This window comes from Bradyrhizobium niftali (assembly GCF_004571025.1).
In the GTDB taxonomy this organism is placed as follows: domain Bacteria; phylum Pseudomonadota; class Alphaproteobacteria; order Rhizobiales; family Xanthobacteraceae; genus Bradyrhizobium; species Bradyrhizobium niftali.
Map to the genome: position 1 here is coordinate 119347 of NZ_SPQT01000006.1, position 24197 is coordinate 143543.

Consider the following 24197-nt stretch of genomic DNA (forward strand, 5'->3'; position numbering starts at 1 on the left):
GATTAGTGGGCCACCGCCCCTGCGACTCCGAGGTGGCGCTCCAGGACCGCGGGGTCGGCCTTCAGCGCGGCGCTCGGGGCGTCGTGGACGATCGTTCCGCGTTCCAATATCACAACGCGGTCGGCGAGCCCCAGAATCTTTTGTGCATTCTGCTCGACGATGATGGAGCAGATGCCGCCGGCGCGGGTGATGGTGCCGATCGCCTTCAGGAGCTCTTCGACAATGATGGGGGCGAGGCCCTCGGTCGGCTCGTCCAGCAGCAGGACCTTCGGGTTGAGGGTCAGCGCGCGGCCGATCGCCAGCATCTGCTGCTCGCCGCCGGAGAGCTGGTTGCCAAAATTGCTCCGCCGCTCCTTCAGCCGCGGAAACATCTCGTAGACCCTCTCGACCGTCCAGGGACCGGGCTGGGCCACCGCGGTCATGTTCTCCTCGACCGTGAGCGAGCGAAAGATGTTGCGCTCCTGCGGCACCCAGCCGATGCCGGCGCGCGCCCGCTGGTCGGGACGGAGCGTGGTGACATCCGTGCCGGCGAGCGCGACGGTGCCGGAGAAGCGGCGGGTTACGCCGACGATGGAATTGATCAGCGTGGTCTTGCCGGTGCCGTTGCGTCCGAGCAGCGCCAGCACCTGCCCTTCGGCGAGGCGCAGGGACATGTTGGGCAGCACCACCGCCTCGCCATAGCCGGCGCGAAGTGCGTCGATTGCGAGCAGGTCAGACATTGACCGCCTCCTCGCCGAGATAGACCGCCTTCACCTGCGGATCGCGCGCGACCTGTTCGGGCGGACCTTCAATGAGCAGCGCACCGGAGACCAGAACCGAAATCCGGTCGGCGAAGGAGAACACAAGATCCATGTCGTGCTCGATCAGCAGCACCGTGACGTCGCGCGGCAGGCTACCTACGACGGCGAGAATGTCGTGGCGCTCGCTCTCGGGCACGCCGGCGGCGGGCTCGTCGAGCAGCAGCACGCGCGGCTTGGCCGCGATCGCGACCGCGATCTCGAGCAGGCGCTGCTTGCCGTAGGGCAACGTCACGGTCTGTTCGTTCATGACGTCGAGCAGATGGAAGCGCGCGAGCAGATCGGCGATCTCGCCGTTGACGTCGCTGCGCGTGCCCATCCGCCGCCACCAGTCGCCGCCATGGCCGAGGCGCTCGGAGACGGCAAGGCCGATGGTTTCGAGCGGGGTCAGGTCGGGATAGAGCTGGTTGATCTGGAACGTGCGCGACAGGCCGCGCAGCACGCGCTTGTGCACAGGCAGGTCCGTGATGTCCTCGCCTTCCAGCAGGATGCGCCCGGAATTCGGCTTCAGCACGCCGGTGAGCTGGTTGATGACAGTGGTCTTGCCGGCGCCGTTCGGGCCGATCAGCGCGTGGCGGGCGCCCTGCTCGATTCTGAGCGAGAGATCGCGGGTGACGCGCAGGCCGCCGAACTGCTTTTCGAGGTTCTGGGTTTCGAGCGCGATGGTCATGCGTCGCTCTCCGGCACGGCGACGACCGCCTTGCGACCGGCAATCTGCTTGATGATGAGGTTCGGCACGTACAGTACCCAGCGATGCAGGCGCTGGCGGCCGACCAGCACGATCACGACCAGCACGAGGCCGATCCAGAACTGCCAGTATTGCGGGGTGATGGTGGAGAACAATTCCTGGAGCAGGCGGAACACCACCGCGCCGATCAGCCCGCCATAGAGATAGCCGGTGCCGCCGATCACGAGCACCAGCATCAGGTCGGCAGAGCGCTCGAAGGCGAACACGTCGAGCGAGGCGATCGCGGTGGTCTGGGTGAACAGCGCGCCGGCGATGCCGGCATAGAACGCCGCCAGCGTATAGATCGCGATCAGGCGGCGGTTAACGGGGATGCCGATCGCGGCCGCCCGCAGCGGATTGTTCTTGATCGCACGCAGCGACAGGCCGAACGGCGAATGCACGACGCGGCGGGCGAACAGGAACAACACGAACAGCACGGCCAGCGAATAGAAGAAGCCGGCCTTGCCGAACATGTCGAACGGGATCTCGCCGAAGATCGGCTGCATCTCGATGCCCTGCAGGCCGTCAGTGCCGCCGGTGATGTTGGAGAAGCGCTCGGCGAGCGCTTCCAGCAGCAGCGCGATGCCGAGCGTCACCATCAACCGGGTCAGGTCGACGCCGCGGATCACCAGGAAGCTGGTGGCGAAACCGAGCACCATCGCGGCCAGGCCGGCGACGATCAGCGCGAGCACGGGCTCGTTGATAATCCCATGCAATGCAAGAAGCCCCGCGGCATAGGCGCCGACGCCGAAGAAAGCGGCGTGGCCGAGCGAAACGATGCCGGCATAGCCGAGGACGAGATCGAGCGACATCGCAAACAGCGCCAGCCGCAGGATGTCGGTCATGATCAGATAGCGTGTGGGAAATGCAAAGCCGCAGGCCAGCACAATCAGCCAGAAGGCGACTTCGCCATAGTGCCAGCGCGCCTGGCGCTGGGCATGATAACCGACGTCGGAAGAAGCGCTCATCGGCGAACTCAACGCGCGGCCGTGCGGCCGAACAGGCCGTTCGGGCGCCAGATCAGGATCACGATCATCATGGTGTAGATCACGAAGGGGCCCATCTTCGGCACGTAATACTTGCCTGCGACGTCGCCGATACCGAGCAGGAGCGAGGCCAGGAACGGGCCGGTGATCGAGGACGAGCCGCCGACGGTGACCACGATCAGGAAGTAGATCATGAACTTCAGCGGGAAATACGGGTCGAGGCCGAGGATCTCGGCGCTGAGCGCGCCACCGAGGCCGGCGAGCCCGCAACCAAAAGCAAAGGTGAAAGCGAACAGCTGCGGCACGTTAATGCCGAGGCCGCTGGCGGCGCGCGGATCGTCAACAGCGGCGCGCAGCCGGCTGCCGAAACGCGTCTTGGCCAGCACCATCTGGAGCGCGATGGTGAGCAGGCCGCAGATCACGATGATCATCAGCCGGTAGCGGCCGATGCCGACGCCGAACAGGTCGAACTGGCCCTGGAGCGCGGCCGGCAGGTCGATGAAGACCCGCGACGAGCCCTGGATGTAGTCGACGGCGGCGACCGACATGAAGGTCAGGCCGATCGTGAACAGCACCTGGTCGAGATGGCTGCGCGAATAGAGATGGCGGTAGAGCGTACGCTCGAGCGCAATGCCGATCGCTGCCGACGAGACGAAGGCGAGCGGCAGCGCGGCGAAGAACGGCCAGCCCATCCGGTTCACCAGCACCATGCAGACATAGCCGCCGGTCATGGCGAAGGCGCCGTGGGCGAGGTTGACGAAGTTCATCAGGCCGAGCGTGACCGCGAGCCCGCAAGCGAGCACGAACAGCAGCATGCCGTAGGCAACGCCATCGAACAGGTTGGTGAGGATTGCGGTCATCGTAAGCGGGTAAACCCTAGTAATCCCTCGTCATTCCGGGGCAGCGCGCAGCGCTGAACCCGGAAGCCATTTCAATCACGTCGAGATCCCGGGTTCGCGCTAAGCGCGCCCCGGGATGACGCGCTTTCGCGCGTCACTTCTTGGTCTTGCCGAGGTCCTTGACGGCTTCGAAGGTCGCGAACTCGACGTTGTAGAGCTCGCCGTCGACCTTCTCGACCTTGCGGATGTAGATGTTCTGCACGATGTCGCGGGTCTCCGGGTCGATCGAGATCGGGCCGCGCGGGCTCTCCCACTTCTGGCCCTTCATCGCCTCGATCAGCTTGGTGCCATCGGTGTCGCCACCGGTCTTCTTCAGCGCCTCGTAGATCAGGTGGATACCGTCATAGCCGCTCACCGCCATGAAGCCCGGACGAGTGCCGAAGGCCTTCTTGTAGGCCGCAACGAAATCCTTGTTCATCGCGGACGGATGCGCCGCCGAATACAGATGCGCGGTGACCGTGCCGAGCACGGCGTCGCCCATGTTGTTGAGGAGGTCGTCGTCGGTGACATCGCCCGGTCCGATCACCTTGATGCCGGCCTTGTCGAGGCCGCGCTCGGCATACTGCTTCATGAAGTTGCCACCCTGGCCGGCCGGCACGAACACGAAGATCGCGTCGGGCTTGGCGTCCTTCATGCGCTGGAGGAATGGCGCGAAGTCGGGGTTGGCGAGCGGCGTCTTGACCTCTTCGACCACCTCGCCACCGCCGGCGGTGAAATTCTGCTTGAAGAAGTTCAGCGCGTCGTTGCCCGGCGCGTAGTCCGAGGTCAGCGTCGCCACCTTCTTGATGCCGTTCTTCACCGCCCAATCGCCGATGATGGTCGAGGACTGCGCCAGGGTGAAGCTGGTGCGCACGATATAGGGCGAGCGCTCGGTGATGATGGAGGTGCCGGCCGCCATCACGACTTCCGGAATCTTGGCCTGCGTTGCCAGCGGCGCGGCGGCGAGGGCTGCCGGCGTCACGCCGAAGCCGGCGATGAAATTGACCTTGTCGTTGACGATCAGCTCCTGCGCGGCCGTCTTGGTCTTGTCCGGAATCGCGGCGTCGTCCTTGAGGATGATCTCGATCTTCTTGCCGGCGACGGTGTCGCCCTTCTGCTGCATGTAGAGCTTGATCGCGTTCTCGATCTGCTTGCCGGTCGAGGCCTGGCCGCCAGTCATCGGCAGGATCAGACCGACCTTGACGGTGTCCTCGGCCCTGGCCGGCGCGACGGCCACCAGGCCGGCAACGGCGGCCACCGCGGCTGCCCAAGAAAGTTGTTTGCGTTCGAACATAAGAGTGTCCCTCCCCCTTGATTCCTGACCTCTTGTGCGGCGAACCGAGTGCCCGGTCCTTGCCTCACTCTAGCTCACGCGCGAGCCTTATCGCGCGCCACATGGCGTCCTTGGCGCCCCCCTTGTCAATCGGACGTTTGGCGACCAATCGGCGCAAGCCGGGCGTCCCGTTTTCCGACGGCGGGGAGTGATGTTGCGGTTACGTCGAGGTGACCCGAACGCCCCGACCTTGGCCGCTTTTATTTATTTGTACGATTGTACAAATAAAATGGACCTGTCAACGAAAAAGCCCCCTCGCCGGCCAAGCCACCTTGTCGCGAGCCCCGGGCCACAGTCTAGAAACGCGACGGGCCGGGTGGATGGAAGATTTCGTCTTTCTTTTGCAGAATTGGTACATCCGGGGCCCCGGGCCGGCCCCAACTCGGTAACATGTTACCTACCTCGAATAAGTCTCTTTTACCTTGTTGAAGGCTACTCTCTCGGCGCCAGCCTGACCCGGCGTCCAACCAGACCGAACCCGCGCGCCCCCACAATGCCGAAGCCTTTCCGCTCCCTCCTGCCCCTCCTCGCGCTTGCCGCAGGGCTGTGCGGCTGCGGCACCGAGAAGCTGTCCGCCGGCATGGGCGATTACGTCCCGCAATGGGCCGGCGGCCTGCCGGCCGACGCCCCGCCGCGGGCAGGCACGCCGCAATACGACGCCTACATGAAGGAGCGCGAGCGCAAGCGGCTCATGCCGGCGGCTGATCGCGAGAAGGAAGAGCAGGCGCAGAAGGGCGCGACGGGCGTGACCTCAGGCAACGCGGTGCGCTGAGGGATAGCCGTCATTCCGAGGCGATGCGTCAGCATCGAACTATGGTGCGCAATTGCGCACCTGAGAATCTCGAGATTCCGGGTTCGCCTCTTCGAGGCGCCCCGGAATGACCTCCGGATCAATCCATGAACACCACGGTTTTGCGGCCGTTGAGGATGACGCGGTCGTCGAGGTGATAGCGGATCGCGCGCGCGAGCACGCGGCGCTCGATGTCGCGGCCCTTGCGGACGAGATCTTCCGGCGTGTCGCGATGGCTGATGCGCTCGACGTCCTGGTCGACGATCGGACCCTCGTCGAGGTCGCGGGTGACGTAATGCGCAGTGGCGCCGATCAGCTTGACGCCGCGCTCATGGGCCTGGTGATAGGGTTTTGCGCCCTTGAAGCCCGGCAGGAACGAGTGGTGGATGTTGATGCAGCGGCCGGAGAGCTTGGCCGACAGATCGTCCGACAGGATCTGCATGTAGCGCGCCAGCACGACGAGATCGGTCCCGGTCCTGGCGACGAGATCGAGGATCTGCGCTTCCTGCTCGCGCTTGGTCTCCTTGGTCACAGGCAGATGGTGGAACGGGATGCCGCCGAAATCGAGCCCGGCATAGACCTCGCGCGGATGGTTGGAGACGATCGCAGTCGGGACCATCGACAATTCGCCGGTGCGCCAGCGATAGAGGATGTCGACCAGGCAATGGTCGGACTTCGACACCAGCAGCATCACCTTGCGATGCGCGGCGCGGTCGCGCATCTGCCACTCCATGCCGAAGCGCTCCGCGATCGCGGCAAAGCCGGTCTGGAGCGCGGACAGCTCCACGGCGAGATCGGCGGCGGTGAACACCACCCGCATGAAGAACTTCTTGGTCTCGACGTCGTCGAACTGCTGCGCGTCGAGAATGTTCTGTCCGTTGTGGGCCAGGAAGGTCGACACCGCCGAGACGATGCCGGGGCGATCCGGACAGGACAGGGTCAGGACATATTGATGATCGGGCATGGCTCTTGATGAAGGTTTGGGCAAATGATGCGGAACAACCCGCGATTTGCGCCCTGCTCTATCACCGACCCCGCCCTTGCGCCAATCCCAAGACTTGCTTCTACCTGAAACGCAGAGTCAGGATGAACGGACAATTGCGATTTATACCGGAGCACGCCCATGGCCGACCGCTTGAACGGCTACCGCATCCTGATCCTGGAAACGCGCGAGGAGGCGCAGTTCTCAAAGCTCCTCGCCGAGCAAGGCGCCGACGTCGTGCAGTGCCCGATGTTCACCATCCACGATGCGCCGGACCCGGCCCCCGTCGAGGCCTGGATCCGCCGCGCCATCGACAGGCCCTTTGACGATCTCGTGCTGATGACCGGCGAAGGCTTGCGGCGGATCATGAAGCTCGCGCGGACCCGTGGTCTCGACCAGGCTCTGGTCGCAGCCCTCGCCAAATCGCGAAAATTCACCCGCGGGCCGAAGCCCGGCAAGGCGCTGCGCGAGATCTCGCTCGAGGCGCAGCAGACCACGGAGAAGCCGACCACAGAGGGCGTGATCGAGATGCTGGGCAAGCTCGACCTGAAGGGGCATCGCCTCGGCCTCCAGCTTTATCCGGACAAGGACCACAGCGCACTGACCGGCGCACTCTCGGCGCAAGGCGCCGAGGTCGATACCGTGCTGCCCTATGTCTACGATCCCAAGGCGGCGGATGCCAACATCGTCGCCGCCATCGACGACATGGCGGAGGGGCGGATCGATTCCATCGCGCTGACCAATCTCGGCCAGGTCCGCCGCCTGATCGAAGCCGCCAAGGCGCATGGCAGCGAAGCGAAGTTGCACGCGGGGTTGGAGCGGACGCTGATTGCGTCGGTGGGCCCTGCCGTGTCGGGGGAGCTCGCCGTGCATGGCCTGCGCACGGACATCGCACCGGCGGAAGATGCGTATTTCATGCGGCCGCTGATTTCGGCGATGGCGGCAGCGCTGGCGGAGAAGAAGCCGAAAGTACCGGTGACTTGAGAATCTCTAGCACGGTCGTGCCGAAGCAGGATCCTAACTACGCACGACACGATACACGCACGCATTTCCTTCGACGCCGCGGAGAGGGGCGTCAAACTCAACGATGGCGTGGCCTGCCAGGAGGTCGCTGACGCCCGGCGCCGAATAAAGCGCTTCCGAGAGACAGATTTCGCCGGCATCGGCCAACGCTTGCACGCGCGCCGCAACATTCACGGTCTGCCCGAAGTAGTCCAGATTTTCATTGAGGGTCACTGCAATCGACGGACCACAATGCGCTCCGATCTTCAGGATGATGCTCGGATCGCCATGCTCGCTGTTGTAGCGTTCTATCTCTCCGAGCATATGCAACGCCGCGGAGACCGCGTCGGTCGGGCGGGAGAAGACCGCCATCACGGCATCGCCGATCGTCTTGACGATGGCGCCGGAATGCGCCTGGACGGTCGCTCCCAGCAAGGCAAAATGCTCGCGGACCAGGGCATAGGCATTCAGATCACCGAGACGCTCGTACATCGCGGTCGAACCCTTGAGATCCGTGAACAGCAAGGTCACCTGCCGGATGCCGAGGCCTTCCCGCTCGTCGACGCGTTCCGAGCGGAACAGGCGGCGGAAGGTATGCCGCGCAAGCAACATGCCGCCGGACATATACGGTTCGAACTCGAGCGCAGGCTTGGTCGTCTGGGCCAGGACTTCGGGCGGCCAATTGATCAGGAGCAATGAGCCACGCACTGCGCCGGAGTGCTCCACGTCGATCACAACGGGGCCGGGCGGGACGACGGACAGCGAAGGCGAAAAGCGCTGCGCATCATATCCGACCCGCAGGACGGTCGGCGCGGTTGCGGGTTCGCCTGCGACCGCGACCACGAATGCAGCCTGCGTTTGGATGTTGACGCCGGCCAGGGCACCGGGACCGAGGTCGGCGCGAAGAGAGGTGGTCGAGCCCGGCGGCAAGAACGCAAGTCCGCGAACCAATCCACGCAGGAAATCGAGAAACCGGACCTGCTGACCGGGCATGCGCGCGTCGCCCAAGAAACGAAGCTTCCAGTGGAAATCCTCGATCGAAAGGGAATGAGGATCATGAAATGGAATCCGCCGGAGGTGCGGCGAGACCGTAAACGTAACCTCAATGAAATCGTCGAGGTTGGTCTCACCGCTGACGTCGCAGAGGCCGCAAACGTAATGGGTCTTCAGGGTACGCAGAGCGCCAAAGCTGTCGAGCACCATGCCGGACTGGGGACAAACAACGTCCCAACTCATCTCGAACAACCCGCTCCTGGTCGCATGGAGAAACAGGTCGATGCTTTCCGCCTCGGTAATGGCGCGATCACGCGCGAACGCCAGGGGATTGATCCGGTAGAGCGAGAGATCGTCACCGCTCCTGATAAGCGTTTCGAATTTCGAGATCACGCGTGGGCTCCAGGATCGGGCCTGCTCAATCTCGGTCATCTTGCTTTCGAGGAGTCGCTCCTGGATGTTGGTCATCGTGCGCCTGAGTCATAGCAGTGTCACGAGCAGGAATGGTCGCGTTTCAAACTGATGCGTATTTCACGCGGCTACGGAGCTCCGCGATGGCGACAGCGCCTGCGGAAAGGAAGCCGCGGGTTGCAGCGCGTTGAGCGCAGCATTTGCACCGCCAACCAGGCGACGATGCCTAGCTTGCCACCTGCGAGGCGGCCGACATCAACTCCTGAGGGCTTGGAGCCCCGAACATGCGCTGGCCGCCTTCAGGAACCTCGGTAAAGGTCCAGCGCACGATCCCCTCACGATCGAGCAGGAACTGGCCGAACAGCTGGCCCTGGCCGGTTGCCGCCATGCGCTGATCGGCCTCCATCATCTCGTAGCCGTCCTTTTTGTTGAGGTATTCGGCAGCCGCCAACCGATTCATCGGCCCCGACGTTTCGCCGGGCATATCGACCTGCATGCTCATGATGACGTCCATACCCACCTTGCGCGGCCACTCGGTCTCGTGGTCCGTAAACTCGAGAGTGGGCAGGCCGAACGCGCGGTGCGAGACCCGGTCGGGGTCGGACGCGGCGAGCAAGTTGGGCAAGGGATGATAGCGGAAGTAGAGCCGCGCACGTTCGATGGGCGTATTCACGACCGTGAGACTTTCGACGCCCTTTTCGTGCAGCGCTGCGCCAAGTTGCGCCTGTGCCGCGATATGGCGCCGACAGAACGGGCAGTGCAACCCTCGAAACAAGCCGATCAATATCGGGCTCTGCCCGCGAAAATCTTCGAGCGCGATCTTTCCCTCGCGTGTGATGGCGTCCAGCACAATATTCGGTGCACGATCGCCCGGTTGAAGTGGTCCATCGGCATGACGTTCTGACATGATTGAACTCCCTCACTTTTAGCTAACGGTGCTTAGCCTGCCACCTGCGAGGCAGCCGACATCAACTCCCGGGGGCTCGGCACCTCGAACATGTGCTGGCCTCCGTCAGGAATCTCGGTGAAGCTCCAGCGCACAATCCCCTCGCGATCGAGCAGAAACTGCCCAAACAATTGGCCAAGGCCGGTTGCTTCCATGTGCTTGTCGGCTTCCATGATCTCGTAACCGTCCTTGTTGTTGAGGTAGTCAAACGCCGCCAGTCGATTCATCGGTCCGGATAATTCGCCCGGAATTTCGACCTGCATGCTTCTCACCACATCCATGCCCACCTTGCGCGGCCACTCGGTTTCGTTCTCCGTAAACTCGAGATTGGGCAGGCCGAACGCACGGTGCGAGACCCGCTCGGGGTCGGACGCGGCGAGCAGATCGGGCAATGGATGATAGCGGAAGTAGAGCCGCGCGCGCTCGATCGGCGTATTGACGACCGTGAGGCTTTCGACGCCCTTGTCGCGTAGGGCGGCATCAAGCTGCGCCTGTGCCGCGATATGGCGCCGGCAGAACGGACAGTGCAGGCCTCGATACAAGCCGATCAATATCGGGCTCTGCCCGCGAAAATCCTCGAGCGCAATCTTTCCCTCGCGCGTGATGGCATCCAGCACGACGTTCGGTGCGCGTTCGCCCGGTTGAAGCGGTCCATCGACATGAGTTTCTGACATGGTCGAACTCCTTCATATGGCCTAGTCGAGAAATGGCAGTACGATCAGCCCTGCGGGATCAAGCCCGTGGCGGGCGCAGACATCTTGGGCCAGCGCGAAATACCGGTCGGCTTCGGGCATGTCGCCTCGATCAAGGCTCAGCGTGGCGAGACCATCATAGCATGGAAAAAGCTGCTGCGGTTCGCCGGTTTCGTTCGCCACCTCGATTGCCTCGTTGTAGCAGCGGGCGGCCAGATCGGGGCGGAAATGGCATTGGTGGATTTGCCCGAGCACGATCAAGGGCACGGAGAGATGCTCGCGCTGATCGAGCGCACGGTCGATTTCGATCGCCTTTTCGGCAGCCGGCACCCCTTCCTCGGTACATCTGTCCGTGAAGGTGCAACAGGCAACGGCAAAATTGGCAAGAAGGCGCGCCTGGAAGCCGAGATCCCCGATCCGACGCGCGACATCGAGTCCACGCCGGCAGACCTCCACGGCTTTCGCCGGGTCGACAATCGTGTAGAGCACACCGAGGTTGGTGTAGCCGCGGCAGGCTACGTTAAGGAGGCCAGCGGTCTCGGCGGCTGCGACACTTTGCTCCACCTCGCGAACTGCCTCCTGGTGTCGTCCAAGCCGCGCCAGCGCAACTCCCTTGGTGTTGAGGGCCTCCGCAATGGCACGTGCCGCCTCGAGCCCGCTTTGCTCGTCCGCGTCCGCCGGTACGGACCGCGCATGGCCGAGCGCCTCGTCTGCCCATCTTGCGGCGGCCACGTGATCGCCCGTCCGAAACGCGAGACGGCCGCGCTCCTGCAAGAGATGCGCCCACTCGATGGGCGCGTCGGTCCCTCCAAGCAGTTTGGCCGCCTCGGCGTAATGCGTCTCTGCCTTGATCCGCTTGCCGGCGTCCCACAGCAATCGGCCAAGCTTGCGAAGAATTCGCGCTTCCCCGATCCGGTCCTGTATGGCGCGGTGTCCCTCCAACGCGCTCTGATAGTGCTCCTCGGCCGTGTTCCGGCGGCCAGCCGCGCCACAGAGGTCCGCAATCCGCTCGTACAGGACCAGCCGTTCCGGCTCCCGTTCGCCGGTCAACAGCACGGCGAGGGCCTGTTGGTAGAGACGGATGGCATCGTCATTGGCATAGCTGGCGCGTGCGCGATCGCCGGCCGCGCGCAGATAGCGCGCGCCTTTCGGCTTGCTCGCGCTCAGACTGAAGTGATGTCCGAGCAGGATGAGATCTTCGAGGCGCTCGGGCTCGTGGCCATAGAGCCTCTCGAGCGCCCCACCAATCCGTCCATGAAGCTCGATCCGGCGCTGCAGAAGCAGGTTTTGATAGATCACGTCCTGAAGCATGGTTTGCGTGAAGCGGTAGGTCCGCAGCGAAATCGAGTTCGAGCCCGCGATCTCCTCGACGATTTCCGCGTCGCATAGAAGTTCGAGCCCTGCTTCCACCCTTGCCGGCTCGGTTGCCGCCGCACCGAGAGCAGCGGCATCAAAACGCGGGCCGATCACCGCGGCCTCCTGTGCCAGGCGGCGCACCTGATGCGGCAACCGGTCGAGACGCGCCAGCAACAACGCCTGAATGCTTGCCGGAATATCGGCGGCGGCTTCATCCGACGTCATCCGCCACTGTGCGCCGTCGCGCTGCAGGGTGCCGGCTTCGATCAGGCCGCGTATGATCTCCTCGAGGAAAAGCGGATTGCCGCCGGCGCGATCGAGGATTCGACTGAACAGACGTCCCGGTGGTTCACGCCAACCGTGACTGAAATAGGCCGCGAGCAGCTTTTGTCCGTCGGCATCGCCAAGCGGGGGCAGCCGGAGGGTTGCGTGACTGATCCTGCTCGAACCGAACTGGTCCAGCTCCAGCATCGGCCGGTGCGTAAACAGCAGCATCAGCCGCGTCCGCTCCAGTCGGTCCATCAGGAAGCGCAACGCTTCAAGAGACACCGCGTCGGCCCAATGCAGATCCTCGACGATGATCAGCAGTGGCGATAGTGCCAGGCGGCGTTCAAAGACGGTGCGAATCGCGAAGAATATCTGCCGGCGGAGCTGTTCGGGCTCGACATGCCTGAGCACGGCGTTGGGGTCGCCGAGGCCGAGTACGTGCAGATAGAGCGGCATCAGGCGGTCGGCCTCGTCAGTCGCGAGGCCAAGCTCCGACAGCGCTTCGGCGACCTTCGCCTCCGCCTCTCTGGCGCTCGCCTTCTGCGCGATGCCATAGGCGCTACGCAGCACGGCGGCGAGTGTGCCGTAGGATTGTTCGCCGAGCGGCGAGCACGCCGCCTGCCGGATCGCCACGCCTGCAAATCGATCCTGATCGCGGATGTTCGCAACGAACTCCCTGACCAGGCGTGTTTTCCCGATGCCGGCTTCACCGACCAGCCGCACCAGTTGAGCTGCGCCGCCGCACGCGCGATCAAGGCTGCCGATCATGCGCGCAAGCTCGGCGTCGCGCCCGATCAACGGCGCATTGAGGCCCAGCGTGTCGAGACCTCGCGCCGCTCGGGGCGAGTCGAGCGGCTCCTTCAGACGGTGGACCAGTACGTTGCCCATCTTGCCCTTGAGCGAGACCTCGCCAAGCGAGTCGTAGGCGAACGCATGCCGCGTCAGACGGTGGGTCAACGGCCCGACCAGCACCTCGCCCGGAGCCGCCATCGACTGCAGTCGCTGGGCGGTATTCACCGTGTCGCCGGTCACCGAATAGGATTTGGCAACGCCCGCACCGAGCCCGCCCGCGACGACGTGCCCGGTGTTGATGCCGACATGGAGCAGCAGCGGTGAACCTGCATACGCCTTCGCGCGTTCGCTGAGGCGCGCCGTCCGGTCGATCATGTCGAGGGCAGCGCGCACCGCCCGCTCCGGGTCGTCCTCGTGCGCCGCCGGCGCACCAAACAGAGCAAGCAGCGCATCGCCGATGAATTTGTCCACGAAGCCGCCAAAGCTTTGCACCGCGGCCGTCAACTCCTCGAACAACTCGTTTTGAAGCGTCTGCATGACCTCGGGGTCGAGCCGCTCGCTCATCGCAGTGAAGCCGCTGAGGTCGGCAAATAGCACGGTGATGGTGCGGCGGTTCGCCTCGCTGTCGATCTTGTCCGACTGAGGTCGAAATGCGGCTTGAGCCTCCTCCGCCGGCGCGAGCGGCGGAGAGGAGGACCGGATCGGGAGCGTCGTCGGGCTCGTCCGCGCCGATGCCTGCCCCCCGCCTGCGGGGACCTCAGCGACGAAGGCGCCGCATTTCGGGCAATAGGCGAAATCCGGCGCGCATGGAAAGCCGCAGCCAGGGCACGCGTTCGGCTGCTTCGTGCCGCACTTCGGGCAGAAGGCAAAGCCGCTCTGGACCTCTAAACCACAGCAAGAGCAGTTCATGGGTCAAGACCTCGCGGAAGCCGCGATGGCGCATTCTACTGGACCTGCCGGACGGGCCCAGGAACCAGGCAAGCATGGCCTCGTCGCGCGGGAAGAGCAAGCGTGGTTGGTCTACCCCTTCCGTATCGGCTGTGCGAGGAAGCGATGCTGCGGGCGCACTGGCGCACCGCGCGTCGTCGGCAAGCATGGCGGCATGCGGTGGCGCCAATTGACAGGGGCATGGCCGGGGCTACCCTGCCGAACAGAAGAACAAGAATAAGGGGGAATCGCCGTGACACCCGTCATCGCATCTTGAGCACATCCGCACTCGCGCCATTCCGCATCCGCAACTATCGCTTCCAGTGGCCGTCCGACCTGCTCACCTCCTGGGCGTTCGAGATCGAAACGCTGGTGCTCGGCTGGTACATCTTGGTCGAGACCGGATCGGTGCTGCTACTGACCATTCTCGCGTCGCTGCAATATGTCGGAACGCTGATTGCACCGGCGCTCGGGATGGTCGGCGACCGCATGGGTCATCGCGATCTCCTTGTCGTGCTGCGCCTGACCTATACGGCGCTGGCCTCCACCATCATGGTCCTGGCTCTCACCGGACACCTGGCGCCGCTCAAGGTCATGATCATCGTGACGATCATGGGCCTGATCCGCTCCTCCGATCTCGGCCTTCGCAGCGCGTTGCTCGCCGACATCATGCCGGCCGAGCAGCTGGTCAGCGCGATCAGCATGTCACGCACGACCCAGGATAGCGCCCGCATTGCCGGAGCGCTGACAGGCGCCGGCCTTTTCGCCGTGCTCGGCATTGGATTGGTTTATGCGGCAGTCGCAAGCCTCTACCTCGTGGCCGCGATTCTCATGTCCTGCCTGACCCGACCGAAAAGGACCATTGCCACGACGGACCTGCCGGCGAGCAGCCTCGCCATTTCAAAGCTGCTCGACGAGCTGAAGGAAGGGATTGTCTATGCCTGGAATGGCCCTGGAATGGGTGCCGCGCTGTGCGTCGCCTTCCTCGCCAATCTCACCGCATTTCCCTTCACCGGCGGATTGCTGCCCTACATCGCGCGGGACATCTTTCACACCGACCAGACCGGCCTCGGTTATCTCTCGGCGAGTTTCGCCGTCGGCTCGCTGATCGGCTCCATCACGCTCAGCCTCGTCAGCGGGCTGCGCATTGCCCGGCTTCTGATCGGCGCGACGCTGGCCTGGTACGCCATGCTGCTGGTGTTCGTCGAGATCAGGACCATGCCGGTGGCCATGGCCTGCCTTGCTCTGGCCGGCATCGCCCAGAGCATGTCGATGATCTCCGCCGCCGTGATCCTGATGCGCACGGCGAGCGCGCATCTGCGCGGCCGCGTGATGGGTGTGCGCATGATGGTGATCTACGGCCTGCCAATCGGATTGCTCGCAGCCGGCAGCCTGATCGACGTGATCGGCTATTCCGCGACGGGTTCGCTCTATGCCGCTGCGGGCTTCATCGCGATGACGGCGATCGCCGTGCGCTGGCGCGCCGACCTCTGGCCCGTGCACGCCCCCGCCAATGCGCGCTAGTCCCCGTACCCGCGCAGCCGCTCGACATCGAGGATGGTAACGCCGCCACATTCGAGGCGCAGCAGGCCTTCTTTCTGTCAGCCTTCCGCTGATGGCGATCTCAGCGGCAGCAGCGCCTCCAGGCGGGTGTCGCGGAGATAGAGACCGCCCCATGCAAGAACGGCCAGATACACCCCGAACAACATATGGGTGAAGAGCGGGTTGCCAATTCGGAGGTGAGCAGCAACGGTGCCGCCCATATAGGCGGTCAGAAGGATCGCGCCGAGCACAGCCGTTCGAGGGAAGGCATAGAGCGCAGTACAGACCAGAGCCACGGCGCCTAACGCTCGCGCCAACTCGGGCGAAGGCGGATAGCCGAGCTCGGCGGTCGCCTTGATCACAACGTCCAATGGGACGAGCTTCATTCCGGCATCGAGCAGCATAAGGGCAATGACAACCCCGCTCATCACATAGCCGGCCCCTCGTCTCGACTTGCTCATCGTCATCACCCTACTATTTCTCTCGCTTGAGCAGTGCAACGATCGCCATTGCATGGCCATGGCCGAGGCCGAACTCGTCCTTTAGCGCGGCGACGATGGCGCCCGCCTTCACCCCGGCCGCCAGTCCCGTCCCGGTCGAAAAACCCCTGTCTTTCCCCCATTTGCGGAACTGGTCCGGGCTTCTGCCGGTCTTGGCCTGGATATTGTCGAGATAGGCCTGAAAACTCACCGCGGCACTCCTCCGGTTGTCGCTCCCACCACCGAGGCCGGAGTGAACCACGCATATCGCGGTCAGGACGTCGTTGTTTTGTATGAAAACGACAATTGCGGCCGCTCGCGTGCGAGGCGCGCAGGGGTCATGCCGATCAGTTGCTTTACCGAACGGGTAAGATGCGCCTGATCAAAATAGCCAGCGCTGAATGTAGCGTCGAGGACGGAGCTCCCGCTCACCAGCAATGCTGCTGCGTGACGCGCACGCTGAATTTGCTGATAGCTGCTGAACGTCATGCCCGTGACACGGCGAAAATGTCGCTGCATCGAACGCTGGCTCATCCAGTCGACGTCGCCGTCGACCGCCGCATCGGTTGCATGGCTGCGTGCTATCACGCCCGCGCGCGCCAAGCGGGCAACGAGATTCTCCGCATTGTCGTAGCTCGGAATTTCCCAGCTCGAATCCGAAAACAGGAAACGGCCATTGGGCAGCACCGGCAACTGGACATCTTGATGGTCGATCAATGCCGCCGTCGGTATCTGTGGCAGGTAGGTTCCCAGTCGAAAACGTATGGCGAGCCATTCGCCATCCGGCGGACATTCAATCAGAGCCCCTTGGATCACCGGCCCCCTGAGTGTCACTACCAAAAACCCCGGAAGCCTGGTAACAACCAGTTCGATGTTTCCCTCGGCCATCGAGAGAAACGAGCCACCGCTCCGGCTCCGGCTGCGCCATACGCGCTCGACGTAAGGTGAGTCCGATTCGCGATCGTCAAATTCTATCAGCACAGGACGATCCGGAAAGCGCATGTCATCAGTCTTCCCCGTAGCTCCTGAGCCGCTCGATATCCAAAATCGTCACGCCACCGTACTCCAACCGCAGCAGGCCTTCCTTCTCAAGCTTGTTCAATGCGCGGTTCGCGTTCTGGCGGGACATGCCGGACAGCGCCCCGATCTCCTCCTGGGTGATCTCCAGATGGGCGGTCGATTCCGGATAGAGGATCGGGTTGAACAGCGAGGCTATGCTGCGGGCGAGGCGCGCGGTGGCATCCAGCGTGCGGTTGACCTCGAGCATGCCGATGAACTGACCGAGCCGCTCATTGAGCTGGCGCACCAGGAAACGGTTGAAACCGACGCTGTTCTCGAACAACCACATGAAAGCGGCGCGCTCCATCAACGCGACGCGGCTGTCGCGAAGCGCGACCACGTCGTAGCGCCGCGGCTCATTCTTGAGCACGCTGCCCTCGCCGAACCAGGCCCCCGCGGTCAGCCCGGCAAGGCTCGTTTCCTTGCCGTCGCGCGAGACCCCGCCCATCCGGGCAAGACCAACGACCATGCCGGCCCAATAGTCGAACGTGTCGCCACGCATGAACACAGTCTCGCCGGTGCCGTAGGACCGCTCCGTGATCCCCGCGCGAGCGACCTCGATCTCCGCTTGCGTGAGCTCGCGCGACCAGGCGGCGATGCGCTTCAGTTGATCCTCTGAAATCATGATCCCGAAGCCAGTCGCACCGTTTCGTCACTCCGTCCTCTGTTGCACTGCAACACGGCCGCTCGCCACCATCCGACGAAAGATGAAGACCGCCACCGCCTGAAAAAACTTTGTCGCAGAATTGTCAGGCTGGAGACATTTCAAAATAGCGCTTTCCCCTATTGAGAACCACCTCGGGCGATGCGGCTTTTGATCCCCTAGCGGGAACGAGAGCCTCACGGGTCCGGTCGAGACCAATAGCTGCATGGTCTGGCCGACACGGCCGTACTAGGATCGCCCGACAGGAACCGACGAAGAGCGCCAATCAAGCGCCATCACCGGGAGGGATTTGTTTGGTGGCTACCAGTCTTGAAGTGCGCGGCGTGTCCTTGCGGTTCGGCGGCGTCCGTGCGCTGACCGATGTCGGCTTCGCCATCAGGGACGGCGAGCTGTTCTCGATCATCGGCCCCAACGGGGCCGGCAAGACCTCGATCGTGAACTGTATTTCCGGCCGCTACAAGCCGACCGAGGGCCAGCTGTTCTATCAGGGCCGCGACATCACCGGCCTGACGCCGAACGCCCGCGCCTCGCTCGGCATCGGCCGCACCTTCCAGAACCTCGCCCTGTTCCACCACATGAGCGTGCTCGACAACATCATGGTCGGCCGCCATCACCTGTTGAAGAACAATTTCCTCACGGGCTCGCTCTACTGGCTCACCGGCGCGCGCAAGGAAGAGCTCGCGCATCGCCGCAAGGTCGAGGAGATCATCGACTTCCTCGATCTCCAGTCGGTGCGAAAGGCGCAAGCCGGCACCCTCTCCTATGGCCTGCGCAAGCGCGTCGAGCTTGCCCGCGCCATGGCGCTGGAGCCGCGCCTCATCCTCCTCGACGAGCCGATGGCCGGCATGAACTTCGAGGAGAAGGAGGACATGGCCCGCTACATCGTCGATCTCAACGAGGAGTTCGGGATGACGGTGGTGATGATCGAGCACGACATGGGCGTGGTGATGGACATCTCTCACCGCGTCATGGTGCTGGATTTCGGCCGCAAGATCGCCGAGGGCGATCCGGGTGCGGTGCTCGCCGATCCCCACGTCAGGCGCGCCTATCTCGGCGAAGAGGACGAGGTGCTGGTCGATCCCGACGATGCTCCGCCGGCGCAGGAGAGCGCGGCATGATGGATTATGCAGGCCGCGTCGCGCAGGCCGATACCTATCCCAAAATGCTCCGGCTCAATGCCAGGGAGCATGGCAACGAGATCGCGCTGCGCGAAAAGGATCTCGGGCTGTGGCGTGTCTTCACCTGGAACGATTACCAGACGCGCGTGCGCGATTTCGCGCTCGGCCTCGTCGAGCTCGGCCTTGGGCGCAACGACGTCATCGGCATCATCGGCGACAACCGGCCGGACTGGGTCGCGGCGGAAATCGCCACCCACGCGATCGGCGGCCTGAGCCTCGGGCTCTACCGCGACGTGCTGGACGAAGAAGCCTCCTATCTCCTCAATTATGGCGAGGCGCAGCTCGTCTTCGCCGAGGATGAGGAGCAGGTCGACAAGCTGCTCACCCTCGCCGACCGCGTGCCTGATCTGAAGCACATCATCTATTCCGACCCGCGCGGGATGCGGAAATACGACGACCCCAGACTGCTGTCGGCGGAGAAACTCGCCGAGCTCGGCCGCGCCCGCGCTACGCGCGAACCGGGGCTTTACGACAAGCTCGTCGATGCGACCAAGGGCGAGGACGTCGCAATCCTCTGCACCACGTCGGGCACCACCTCGCATCCAAAACTCGCAATGCTCGCCGCCGGCCGCGTGCTCGGCCATTGCGCGACCTATCTTGCCTTCGACCCCAAGGGACCCGACGACGAATACGTCTCGGTGCTGCCGCTGCCGTGGATCATGGAGCAGGTCTATGTGCTGGGCAAAGGCCTCTTGTGCCGGATGAAGATCAACTTCGTCGAAGAGCCCGATACGATGATGAACGATCTGCGCGAGATCGCGCCGACGTTCGTGCTGTTTGCGCCGCGCGTCTGGGAATCGATCGCCGCCGACGTGCGCGCCAGGGTGATGGACGCCACACCCTTCAAGCAGCGCCTGTTCGATATCGGGATGAAAAGCGGTCTTGCCGCGCTCGAACAGGGCCAGCGCTCCGGCTTTGCCGACGCCGTCCTGTTCCGCGCGCTGCGCGACCGGCTCGGCTTCACCCGCCTGCGCTCGGCCGCAACCGGCGGCGCGGCGCTCGGGCCCGATACCTTCAAGTTCTTCCAGGCGATGGGCGTGCCGCTGCGCACGCTTTACGGCCAGACCGAGCTTTTGGGCGCCTACACGCTGCATCCCGAGGGCAAGGTCGACCCCGACACCACCGGCGTGCCGATGGCCGACAGCGTCGAGATCCGCATCGACAATGCCGACGTCCACGGCGTCGGCGAGATCGTGGTGCGGCATCCCAACATGTTCCTCGGCTATTACAAGAATCCTGAGGCGAGCGTTGCCGACATCAAGGATGGCTGGATGCTGTCGGGGGATGCCGGCTATTTCAACGCCAACCGCCAGCTCGTCGTCATCGACCGCATCAAGGATCTCGCGGAAACCTCCCGCGGCGAGCGCTTCTCGCCGCAGTTCATCGAGAACAAGCTGAAATTCTCGCCCTATATCGCCGAAGCCGTGGTGCTCGGCTCGGGGCGCGACGCGCTCGCGGCGATGATCTGCATCCGCTACTCCATCATCTCGAAATGGGCGGAGAAGAACCGCCTCTCCTTCACGACCTACAGCGATCTCGCCTCGCGGCCCGAGGTCTACACGCTGCTCCAGAAGGAGGTCGAGACCGTCAACGCCACGCTGCCGCCGGCGCAGCGCATCTCGCGCTTCCTGCTGCTCTACAAGGAGCTCGACGCCGACGACGGCGAGCTCACCCGCACCCGAAAGGTACGCCGCAGCGTCATCAACGAGAAATACGCCGGCATCATCGACGCGATCTACCGCGGCGATGCCGACATCCCCGTCGACACCGTGATCCGCTTCCAGGACGGCATCACGCAGAGGGTGCGCACCACACTGCGGGTGGTGGATCTCGGCGGGCGTGGGCATCTGGCGGAGGCTGCGGAGTGACACACGTGATCGTCATGCGCGGTCTCGACCCGCGCATCCATCCTCTTCCGAACAAGCTTCCGTCCATATTGATGGATTGCCGGGTCAAGCCCGGCAATGACGAGTTGGGTCAGCCGATATGAACACCGCCTTCCTCATCCAGCTCCTGGTCAACGGCCTCGTGGTCGGCACGCTCTATGGCGTGGTCGCGATGTCGTTCGTGCTGATCTACAAGGCGACGCAGGTCGTCAACTTCGCGCAAGGCGAGCTGCTGCTGGTCGGCGCCTGGGTATGCTGGGCGCTGCTGGCGAAATATCAGGTGCCGTTCTGGATCGGCATGCCGATGACGCTGGTGTTCATGTTCGTGTTCGGCATCGCCATCCAGGTCCTGATCCTGCGGCCGATGATCGGCGAGCCGATCATTTCGGTGATCATGGTGACGATCGGCCTCTCGACCGTGCTCCAGGCGACGCTGAAATGGATGTTCGGCGTCAACCCGCAGCCGTTCCCGCGCGTGTTCGAGAGCCAGTCGGTCAGCTTGTTCGGGCTTCAGATCCAGACCGTCTATGTCATGAGCCTGGTGGTCTCGGTCGCGATGATGATCGGCATGGCCTGGTTCTTCCGCGCATCAAAATACGGCCTTGCCATGCGCGCCACCGCGTTCAACCAGCAGGTCGCGCAGTCGCTCGGCATTTCCGTCAAAAGCGTCTTCGCGATGGCCTGGGCGATCTCGGCCACCGTCTCGGCGGTCGCGGGCGTCGTCGTCGCCGTCGTCAACGGCGTATCGTCAGGCCTCGCCGCCTACGGCATCAAGGTGTTTCCGGCGGCGATCCTCGGCGGGCTCGATTCCGTCGGCGGCGCCGTGCTCGGCGGCATCATCATCGGCTTGCTCGAGAACATCGCGCAATATGTCGACAGCGAGTATCTGCACTGGGGCAATCTCTACGAGATTGCACCGTTCTACGTCCTCATCATCGTGCTGATGATCAAGCCCTACGGCTTGTTCGGCACCCACGACATCGAGCGGATCTGACCCATGGCCGGCCCTGCCCTCATCCCCGCTGGTGATTTCCGCACCTCCTATGCGGCCGACACCACGATCTTCCCGACGGCCACCAGCCGCAACTTTGCGATCGTAGGCGTACTGCTGCTCTGCCTCGTGCCGCAATTCCTCGGCGGCTACTGGCTCAGCATCCTGATTCAGATCGGCATCTTCTCGATCGCGGCGCTCGGGTTGAACATCCTGGTCGGCTTCACCGGCCAGATCTCGATCGGCCACGCGGCGTTCTTCCTGCTCGGCGCCTTCACCTCGGCCTACATCTCCAACAATGCGCCGATCCCGGTGTTCTTCGCGATCCCGCTCGCGGGCGTCGTCACCGCGCTGGTCGGGCTGATCTTCGGCATTCCGGCGGCGCGGCTGAAGGGGCTCTACCTCGTCATCGCGACGCTCGCCGCGCAATACATCCTGCTCGACTTCTTCTCCCGCGCCGAATGGTTCACCGGCGGATCGGTGCCGGCCAGCGCCAATCCGTTCTCGATCTTCGGCTTCACCTTGCGCGGCGACAAGCAGTATTTCTACGTCGTGCTGGCCTATGTGCTGGCGAGCTACATCCTCGTCACCAATCTGATGCGCACGCGCGACGGCCGCGCGCTGGTGGCGATCCGCGACCATTATCTCTCCGCGGAGATCATGGGCATCAACCTCACCAAATACCGCACGCTGTCGTTCGGCCTCGCCGCCTTCTTCGCCGGCATCGCCGGCGCGCTCTATGCGCACTACCAGCTCGTGGTCTCCCAGGAAGGCTTTGGCATCGAGCGTTCGATCCTGTTCCTGGCCATGATCATCATCGGCGGCACCGGCTCGATCATGGGCACGCTGATGGGCACCGCCTTCGTGGTGCTGCTGCCGGAAACGATGGAATTCCTCAGCCTCTACCTGAAGGGCGGCGCGATCGACAAGGCGCTGTCGCTCAACAACAACATCACCTTCCTGCGCGAGATCGCGATCGGGGTGATCATCATCGCGTTCCTGATGTTCGAGCCGGACGGGCTCGCGCATCGCTGGCGGCAGATCAAGGCCTATTGGAAACTCTACCCGTTCTCGCATTGAGAACGGGCGACTTGCTAATCAACGAATAAACAGGAGGAGGCAACCAATGAAGACAAAATCCCTTTTGACCACCGCATCGCTCGCCCTCGTGATCGCCGCATTCTCGGCGAGCGCGCAGGCGCAGATCGCGATCGGGCATCTCGCCGATTATTCCGGCGGCACCTCCGACGTCGGCACGCCGTACGGACAGGCCGTCGCCGACACCTTCGCCTGGGTCAACAAGAACGGCGGCGTCGGCGGCAAGCAGCTCAATGTCGACACCAACGATTACGGCTACCAGGTGCCGCGCGCGATCGCGCTCTACAAGAAATGGTCGGCGCCCGACAGCAAGGTCGCGGCGATCATGGGCTGGGGCACCGCGGACACCGAAGCGCTGACCGGCTTCCTCGCGCAGGACAAGATCCCCGACCTCTCCGGCTCCTATGCCGCGGCACTCACCGATCCCGAAGGCGTCAGTGGCAAGGCCAAGCCCGCGCCTTACAATTTCTTCTACGGCCCGAGCTATTCGGACTCGCTGCGCGCGATGCTGATGTGGGCGGCCGAGGACTGGAAGGCCAAGGGCAAGCCCGGCAAGCCGAAATTCGTCCACATGGGCGCCAACCACCCCTATCCGAACGCGCCGAAGGCCGCAGGCGAGGCCATGGCGCAGGAGCTCGGCCTCGAAGTGCTGCCGCCGCTGGTGTTCGCGCTGACACCGGGTGACTACAGCGCGCAGTGCCTGAGCCTGAAATCCTCGGGTGCCAACTACGCCTATCTCGGCAACACCGCGGCTTCCAACATCTCCGTCCTGAAGGCCTGCAAGACCGCCGGCGTCGACATCCAGTTCCTCGGCAATGTCTGGGGCATGGACGAGAATGCCGCCAAGACGGCCGGAGATGCCGCCAATGGCGTGATCTTCCCCTTGCGCACGGCGGTCAGCTGGGGCGGCGATGCGCCCGGCATGAAGACGGTGATGGAGATATCCAAGATGTCCGACCCGACCGGCAAGGTCTACCGGCCCGTGCACTACATCGCGGCGGTATGCTCGGCGCTGTACATGAAGGAAGCGCTCGACTGGGCCGCAAAGAACGGCGGCGCCACCGGCGAGAACGTCGCCAAGGGCTTCTACCAGAAGAAGGACTGGGTGCCGGCCGGAATGGACGGCGTCTGCAATCCCTCGACCTGGACCGACAAGGACCACCGCGGCACGCTAAAGGTCGACCTCTATCGCACCAAGATCGCGGGTGCGACCGACGGCGACCTCAACGATCTCATGGCCAAGGGCACGATCAAGCTCGAGAAGGTCAAGACCGTGGAGCTGCCGCGCAAGGCGGAATTGCTGGGGTGGTGAGCCCCGCCTTCGCTCCACAAACAACTGTCATCCCCCGCGAAGGCGGGGGATCCAGTACGCCGCGGCATCTCAGGGAACTCGGGCGTTTCTGGAATACGGGGTCGCTCGG

General features: G+C 63.8%; 22 protein-coding genes and 1 pseudogene. 8 read left to right on the plus strand and 15 right to left on the minus strand.

Annotated elements, in window-relative coordinates; genetic code table 11:
• Positions 1 to 2: 2 nt before the first annotated feature.
• The 5 genes from E4K65_RS14150 to E4K65_RS14170 all read right to left on the minus strand — a co-directional run bounded on the left by E4K65_RS14150 (position 3) and on the right by E4K65_RS14170 (position 4682).
• Entirely contained in the window at positions 3 to 719 is a 717-nt protein-coding gene (locus E4K65_RS14150; protein WP_135174680.1) for an ABC transporter ATP-binding protein, read from the minus strand.
• Positions 712 to 1467, minus strand: a complete 756-nt coding sequence (locus tag E4K65_RS14155) for an ABC transporter ATP-binding protein (protein WP_135174681.1) — start codon at positions 1465 to 1467, stop codon at positions 712 to 714. Before E4K65_RS14155 ends, E4K65_RS14150 begins: the two co-directional genes overlap by 8 nt.
• Positions 1464 to 2492, minus strand: coding sequence for a branched-chain amino acid ABC transporter permease (locus E4K65_RS14160; RefSeq protein ID WP_135174682.1), 1029 nt, complete (start codon positions 2490 to 2492; stop codon positions 1464 to 1466). The genes E4K65_RS14155 and E4K65_RS14160 overlap by 4 nt, the downstream gene beginning before the upstream one ends.
• 8 nt (positions 2493 to 2500) lie before the next feature.
• The gene (locus E4K65_RS14165; RefSeq protein WP_135174683.1) at positions 2501 to 3370 is read right to left on the minus strand and encodes a branched-chain amino acid ABC transporter permease; all 870 of its coding nucleotides are present in this window, start codon (positions 3368 to 3370) and stop codon (positions 2501 to 2503) included.
• 133 nt (positions 3371 to 3503) lie between these two features.
• Entirely contained in the window at positions 3504 to 4682 is a 1179-nt protein-coding gene (locus tag E4K65_RS14170; protein ID WP_135174684.1) for an ABC transporter substrate-binding protein, read from the minus strand.
• A 532-nt stretch (positions 4683 to 5214) separates the two neighbouring features.
• Here E4K65_RS14170 and E4K65_RS14175 point away from each other — a divergent pair.
• Positions 5215 to 5493 carry a hypothetical protein gene (locus tag E4K65_RS14175; RefSeq protein WP_135174685.1) on the plus strand — a complete coding sequence of 93 codons (279 nt, stop codon included), beginning with the start codon at positions 5215 to 5217 and terminating at the stop codon, positions 5491 to 5493.
• Between the two features lie 118 nt (positions 5494 to 5611).
• Here the strand turns inward: E4K65_RS14175 and purU are convergent, their stop codons facing one another.
• Positions 5612 to 6475, minus strand: coding sequence for a formyltetrahydrofolate deformylase (purU, locus tag E4K65_RS14180; RefSeq protein WP_135174686.1), 864 nt, complete (start codon positions 6473 to 6475; stop codon positions 5612 to 5614).
• Positions 6476 to 6634: 159 nt separating this feature from the next.
• Here purU and E4K65_RS14185 point away from each other — a divergent pair, with 159 nt between their 5' ends.
• On the plus strand, positions 6635 to 7477 hold the full coding sequence (locus tag E4K65_RS14185; RefSeq protein ID WP_135174687.1) for a uroporphyrinogen-III synthase: 843 nt from the start codon (positions 6635 to 6637) through the stop codon (positions 7475 to 7477).
• Positions 7478 to 7510: 33 nt separating this feature from the next.
• On the opposite strand, the gene E4K65_RS14190 is transcribed toward E4K65_RS14185, so the two are convergent.
• The 4 genes from E4K65_RS14190 to E4K65_RS14205 all read right to left on the minus strand — a co-directional run bounded on the left by E4K65_RS14190 (position 7511) and on the right by E4K65_RS14205 (position 13861).
• Positions 7511 to 8956: an adenylate/guanylate cyclase domain-containing protein gene (locus tag E4K65_RS14190; RefSeq protein WP_135174688.1), complete on the minus strand. Its 1446-nt coding sequence runs from the start codon at positions 8954 to 8956 to the stop codon at positions 7511 to 7513.
• A gap of 169 nt (positions 8957 to 9125) precedes the next feature.
• Positions 9126 to 9806 carry a redoxin domain-containing protein gene (locus E4K65_RS14195; RefSeq protein ID WP_135174689.1) on the minus strand — a complete coding sequence of 227 codons (681 nt, stop codon included), beginning with the start codon at positions 9804 to 9806 and terminating at the stop codon, positions 9126 to 9128.
• A gap of 32 nt (positions 9807 to 9838) precedes the next feature.
• Entirely contained in the window at positions 9839 to 10519 is a 681-nt protein-coding gene (locus E4K65_RS14200; protein WP_135174690.1) for a redoxin domain-containing protein, read from the minus strand.
• A 21-nt stretch (positions 10520 to 10540) separates the two neighbouring features.
• The gene (locus E4K65_RS14205) at positions 10541 to 13861 is read right to left on the minus strand and encodes an adenylate/guanylate cyclase domain-containing protein (protein ID WP_135174691.1); all 3321 of its coding nucleotides are present in this window, start codon (positions 13859 to 13861) and stop codon (positions 10541 to 10543) included.
• A 291-nt stretch (positions 13862 to 14152) separates the two neighbouring features.
• Here E4K65_RS14205 and E4K65_RS14215 point away from each other — a divergent pair, with 291 nt between their 5' ends.
• On the plus strand, positions 14153 to 15403 hold the full coding sequence (locus tag E4K65_RS14215; RefSeq protein WP_135174693.1) for an MFS transporter: 1251 nt from the start codon (positions 14153 to 14155) through the stop codon (positions 15401 to 15403).
• Here the strand turns inward: E4K65_RS14215 and E4K65_RS49775 are convergent.
• From E4K65_RS49775 to E4K65_RS14240, 5 genes and pseudogenes are all read right to left on the minus strand, one after another.
• A pseudogene (locus E4K65_RS49775) lies at positions 15400 to 15480 on the minus strand (Crp/Fnr family transcriptional regulator); the annotation flags it as partial. The gene E4K65_RS14215 and the pseudogene E4K65_RS49775 sit on opposite strands and share 4 nt — an antisense overlap.
• The gene (locus tag E4K65_RS14225) at positions 15481 to 15882 is read right to left on the minus strand and encodes a DoxX family protein (protein WP_235885636.1); all 402 of its coding nucleotides are present in this window, start codon (positions 15880 to 15882) and stop codon (positions 15481 to 15483) included. It lies immediately after the preceding pseudogene.
• A gap of 13 nt (positions 15883 to 15895) precedes the next feature.
• Positions 15896 to 16111: a DUF4287 domain-containing protein gene (locus tag E4K65_RS14230; RefSeq protein ID WP_135174695.1), complete on the minus strand. Its 216-nt coding sequence runs from the start codon at positions 16109 to 16111 to the stop codon at positions 15896 to 15898.
• Positions 16112 to 16173: 62 nt separating this feature from the next.
• The gene (locus E4K65_RS14235) at positions 16174 to 16902 is read right to left on the minus strand and encodes a helix-turn-helix transcriptional regulator (protein ID WP_135174696.1); all 729 of its coding nucleotides are present in this window, start codon (positions 16900 to 16902) and stop codon (positions 16174 to 16176) included.
• 4 nt (positions 16903 to 16906) lie between these two features.
• Positions 16907 to 17584, minus strand: a complete 678-nt coding sequence (locus E4K65_RS14240) for a Crp/Fnr family transcriptional regulator (RefSeq protein WP_135174697.1) — start codon at positions 17582 to 17584, stop codon at positions 16907 to 16909.
• Between the two features lie 335 nt (positions 17585 to 17919).
• On the opposite strand from E4K65_RS14240, the gene E4K65_RS14245 reads away from it, so the two are divergent.
• From E4K65_RS14245 to E4K65_RS14270, 5 genes are all read left to right on the plus strand, one after another.
• On the plus strand, positions 17920 to 18741 hold the full coding sequence (locus tag E4K65_RS14245) for an ABC transporter ATP-binding protein (protein WP_027545088.1): 822 nt from the start codon (positions 17920 to 17922) through the stop codon (positions 18739 to 18741).
• On the plus strand, positions 18738 to 20669 hold the full coding sequence (locus E4K65_RS14250) for a long-chain fatty acid--CoA ligase (protein ID WP_135174698.1): 1932 nt from the start codon (positions 18738 to 18740) through the stop codon (positions 20667 to 20669). The genes E4K65_RS14245 and E4K65_RS14250 overlap by 4 nt, the downstream gene beginning before the upstream one ends.
• A 118-nt stretch (positions 20670 to 20787) precedes the next feature.
• Complete coding sequence (locus E4K65_RS14260; protein ID WP_027545085.1) at positions 20788 to 21681, plus strand: branched-chain amino acid ABC transporter permease; 894 nt, start codon at positions 20788 to 20790, stop codon at positions 21679 to 21681.
• A gap of 3 nt (positions 21682 to 21684) precedes the next feature.
• Positions 21685 to 22758 (plus strand): branched-chain amino acid ABC transporter permease, encoded by a 1074-nt coding sequence (locus E4K65_RS14265; protein WP_135174699.1) that lies wholly within the window; start codon positions 21685 to 21687, stop codon positions 22756 to 22758.
• Between the two features lie 46 nt (positions 22759 to 22804).
• A complete protein-coding gene (locus tag E4K65_RS14270; RefSeq protein WP_135174700.1) occupies positions 22805 to 24088 on the plus strand; it encodes an ABC transporter substrate-binding protein in 1284 nt (427 codons plus the stop codon).
• The last annotated feature ends 109 nt before the right edge of the window (positions 24089 to 24197 follow it).

What these genes read in the sequence shown, in the direction of transcription:
- E4K65_RS14150 (WP_135174680.1), bottom strand. Translation starts at nt 719, where the DNA reads ATGTCTGACCTGCTCGCAATCGACGCACTTCGCGCCGGCTATGGCGAG.
- E4K65_RS14155 (WP_135174681.1), bottom strand. Translation starts at nt 1,467, where the DNA reads ATGACCATCGCGCTCGAAACCCAGAACCTCGAAAAGCAGTTCGGCGGC.
- E4K65_RS14160 (WP_135174682.1), bottom strand. Translation starts at nt 2,492, where the DNA reads ATGAGCGCTTCTTCCGACGTCGGTTATCATGCCCAGCGCCAGGCGCGC.
- E4K65_RS14165 (WP_135174683.1), bottom strand. Translation starts at nt 3,370, where the DNA reads ATGACCGCAATCCTCACCAACCTGTTCGATGGCGTTGCCTACGGCATG.
- E4K65_RS14170 (WP_135174684.1), bottom strand. Translation starts at nt 4,682, where the DNA reads ATGTTCGAACGCAAACAACTTTCTTGGGCAGCCGCGGTGGCCGCCGTT.
- E4K65_RS14175 (WP_135174685.1), top strand. Translation starts at nt 5,215, where the DNA reads ATGCCGAAGCCTTTCCGCTCCCTCCTGCCCCTCCTCGCGCTTGCCGCA.
- purU (WP_135174686.1), bottom strand. Translation starts at nt 6,475, where the DNA reads ATGCCCGATCATCAATATGTCCTGACCCTGTCCTGTCCGGATCGCCCC.
- E4K65_RS14185 (WP_135174687.1), top strand. Translation starts at nt 6,635, where the DNA reads ATGGCCGACCGCTTGAACGGCTACCGCATCCTGATCCTGGAAACGCGC.
- E4K65_RS14190 (WP_135174688.1), bottom strand. Translation starts at nt 8,956, where the DNA reads ATGACCAACATCCAGGAGCGACTCCTCGAAAGCAAGATGACCGAGATT.
- E4K65_RS14195 (WP_135174689.1), bottom strand. Translation starts at nt 9,806, where the DNA reads ATGTCAGAACGTCATGCCGATGGACCACTTCAACCGGGCGATCGTGCA.
- E4K65_RS14200 (WP_135174690.1), bottom strand. Translation starts at nt 10,519, where the DNA reads ATGTCAGAAACTCATGTCGATGGACCGCTTCAACCGGGCGAACGCGCA.
- E4K65_RS14205 (WP_135174691.1), bottom strand. Translation starts at nt 13,861, where the DNA reads ATGAACTGCTCTTGCTGTGGTTTAGAGGTCCAGAGCGGCTTTGCCTTC.
- E4K65_RS14225 (WP_235885636.1), bottom strand. Translation starts at nt 15,882, where the DNA reads ATGAGCAAGTCGAGACGAGGGGCCGGCTATGTGATGAGCGGGGTTGTC.
- E4K65_RS14235 (WP_135174696.1), bottom strand. Translation starts at nt 16,902, where the DNA reads ATGCGCTTTCCGGATCGTCCTGTGCTGATAGAATTTGACGATCGCGAA.
- E4K65_RS14240 (WP_135174697.1), bottom strand. Translation starts at nt 17,584, where the DNA reads ATGATTTCAGAGGATCAACTGAAGCGCATCGCCGCCTGGTCGCGCGAG.
- E4K65_RS14250 (WP_135174698.1), top strand. Translation starts at nt 18,738, where the DNA reads ATGATGGATTATGCAGGCCGCGTCGCGCAGGCCGATACCTATCCCAAA.
- E4K65_RS14260 (WP_027545085.1), top strand. Translation starts at nt 20,788, where the DNA reads ATGAACACCGCCTTCCTCATCCAGCTCCTGGTCAACGGCCTCGTGGTC.
- E4K65_RS14265 (WP_135174699.1), top strand. Translation starts at nt 21,685, where the DNA reads ATGGCCGGCCCTGCCCTCATCCCCGCTGGTGATTTCCGCACCTCCTAT.
- E4K65_RS14270 (WP_135174700.1), top strand. Translation starts at nt 22,805, where the DNA reads ATGAAGACAAAATCCCTTTTGACCACCGCATCGCTCGCCCTCGTGATC.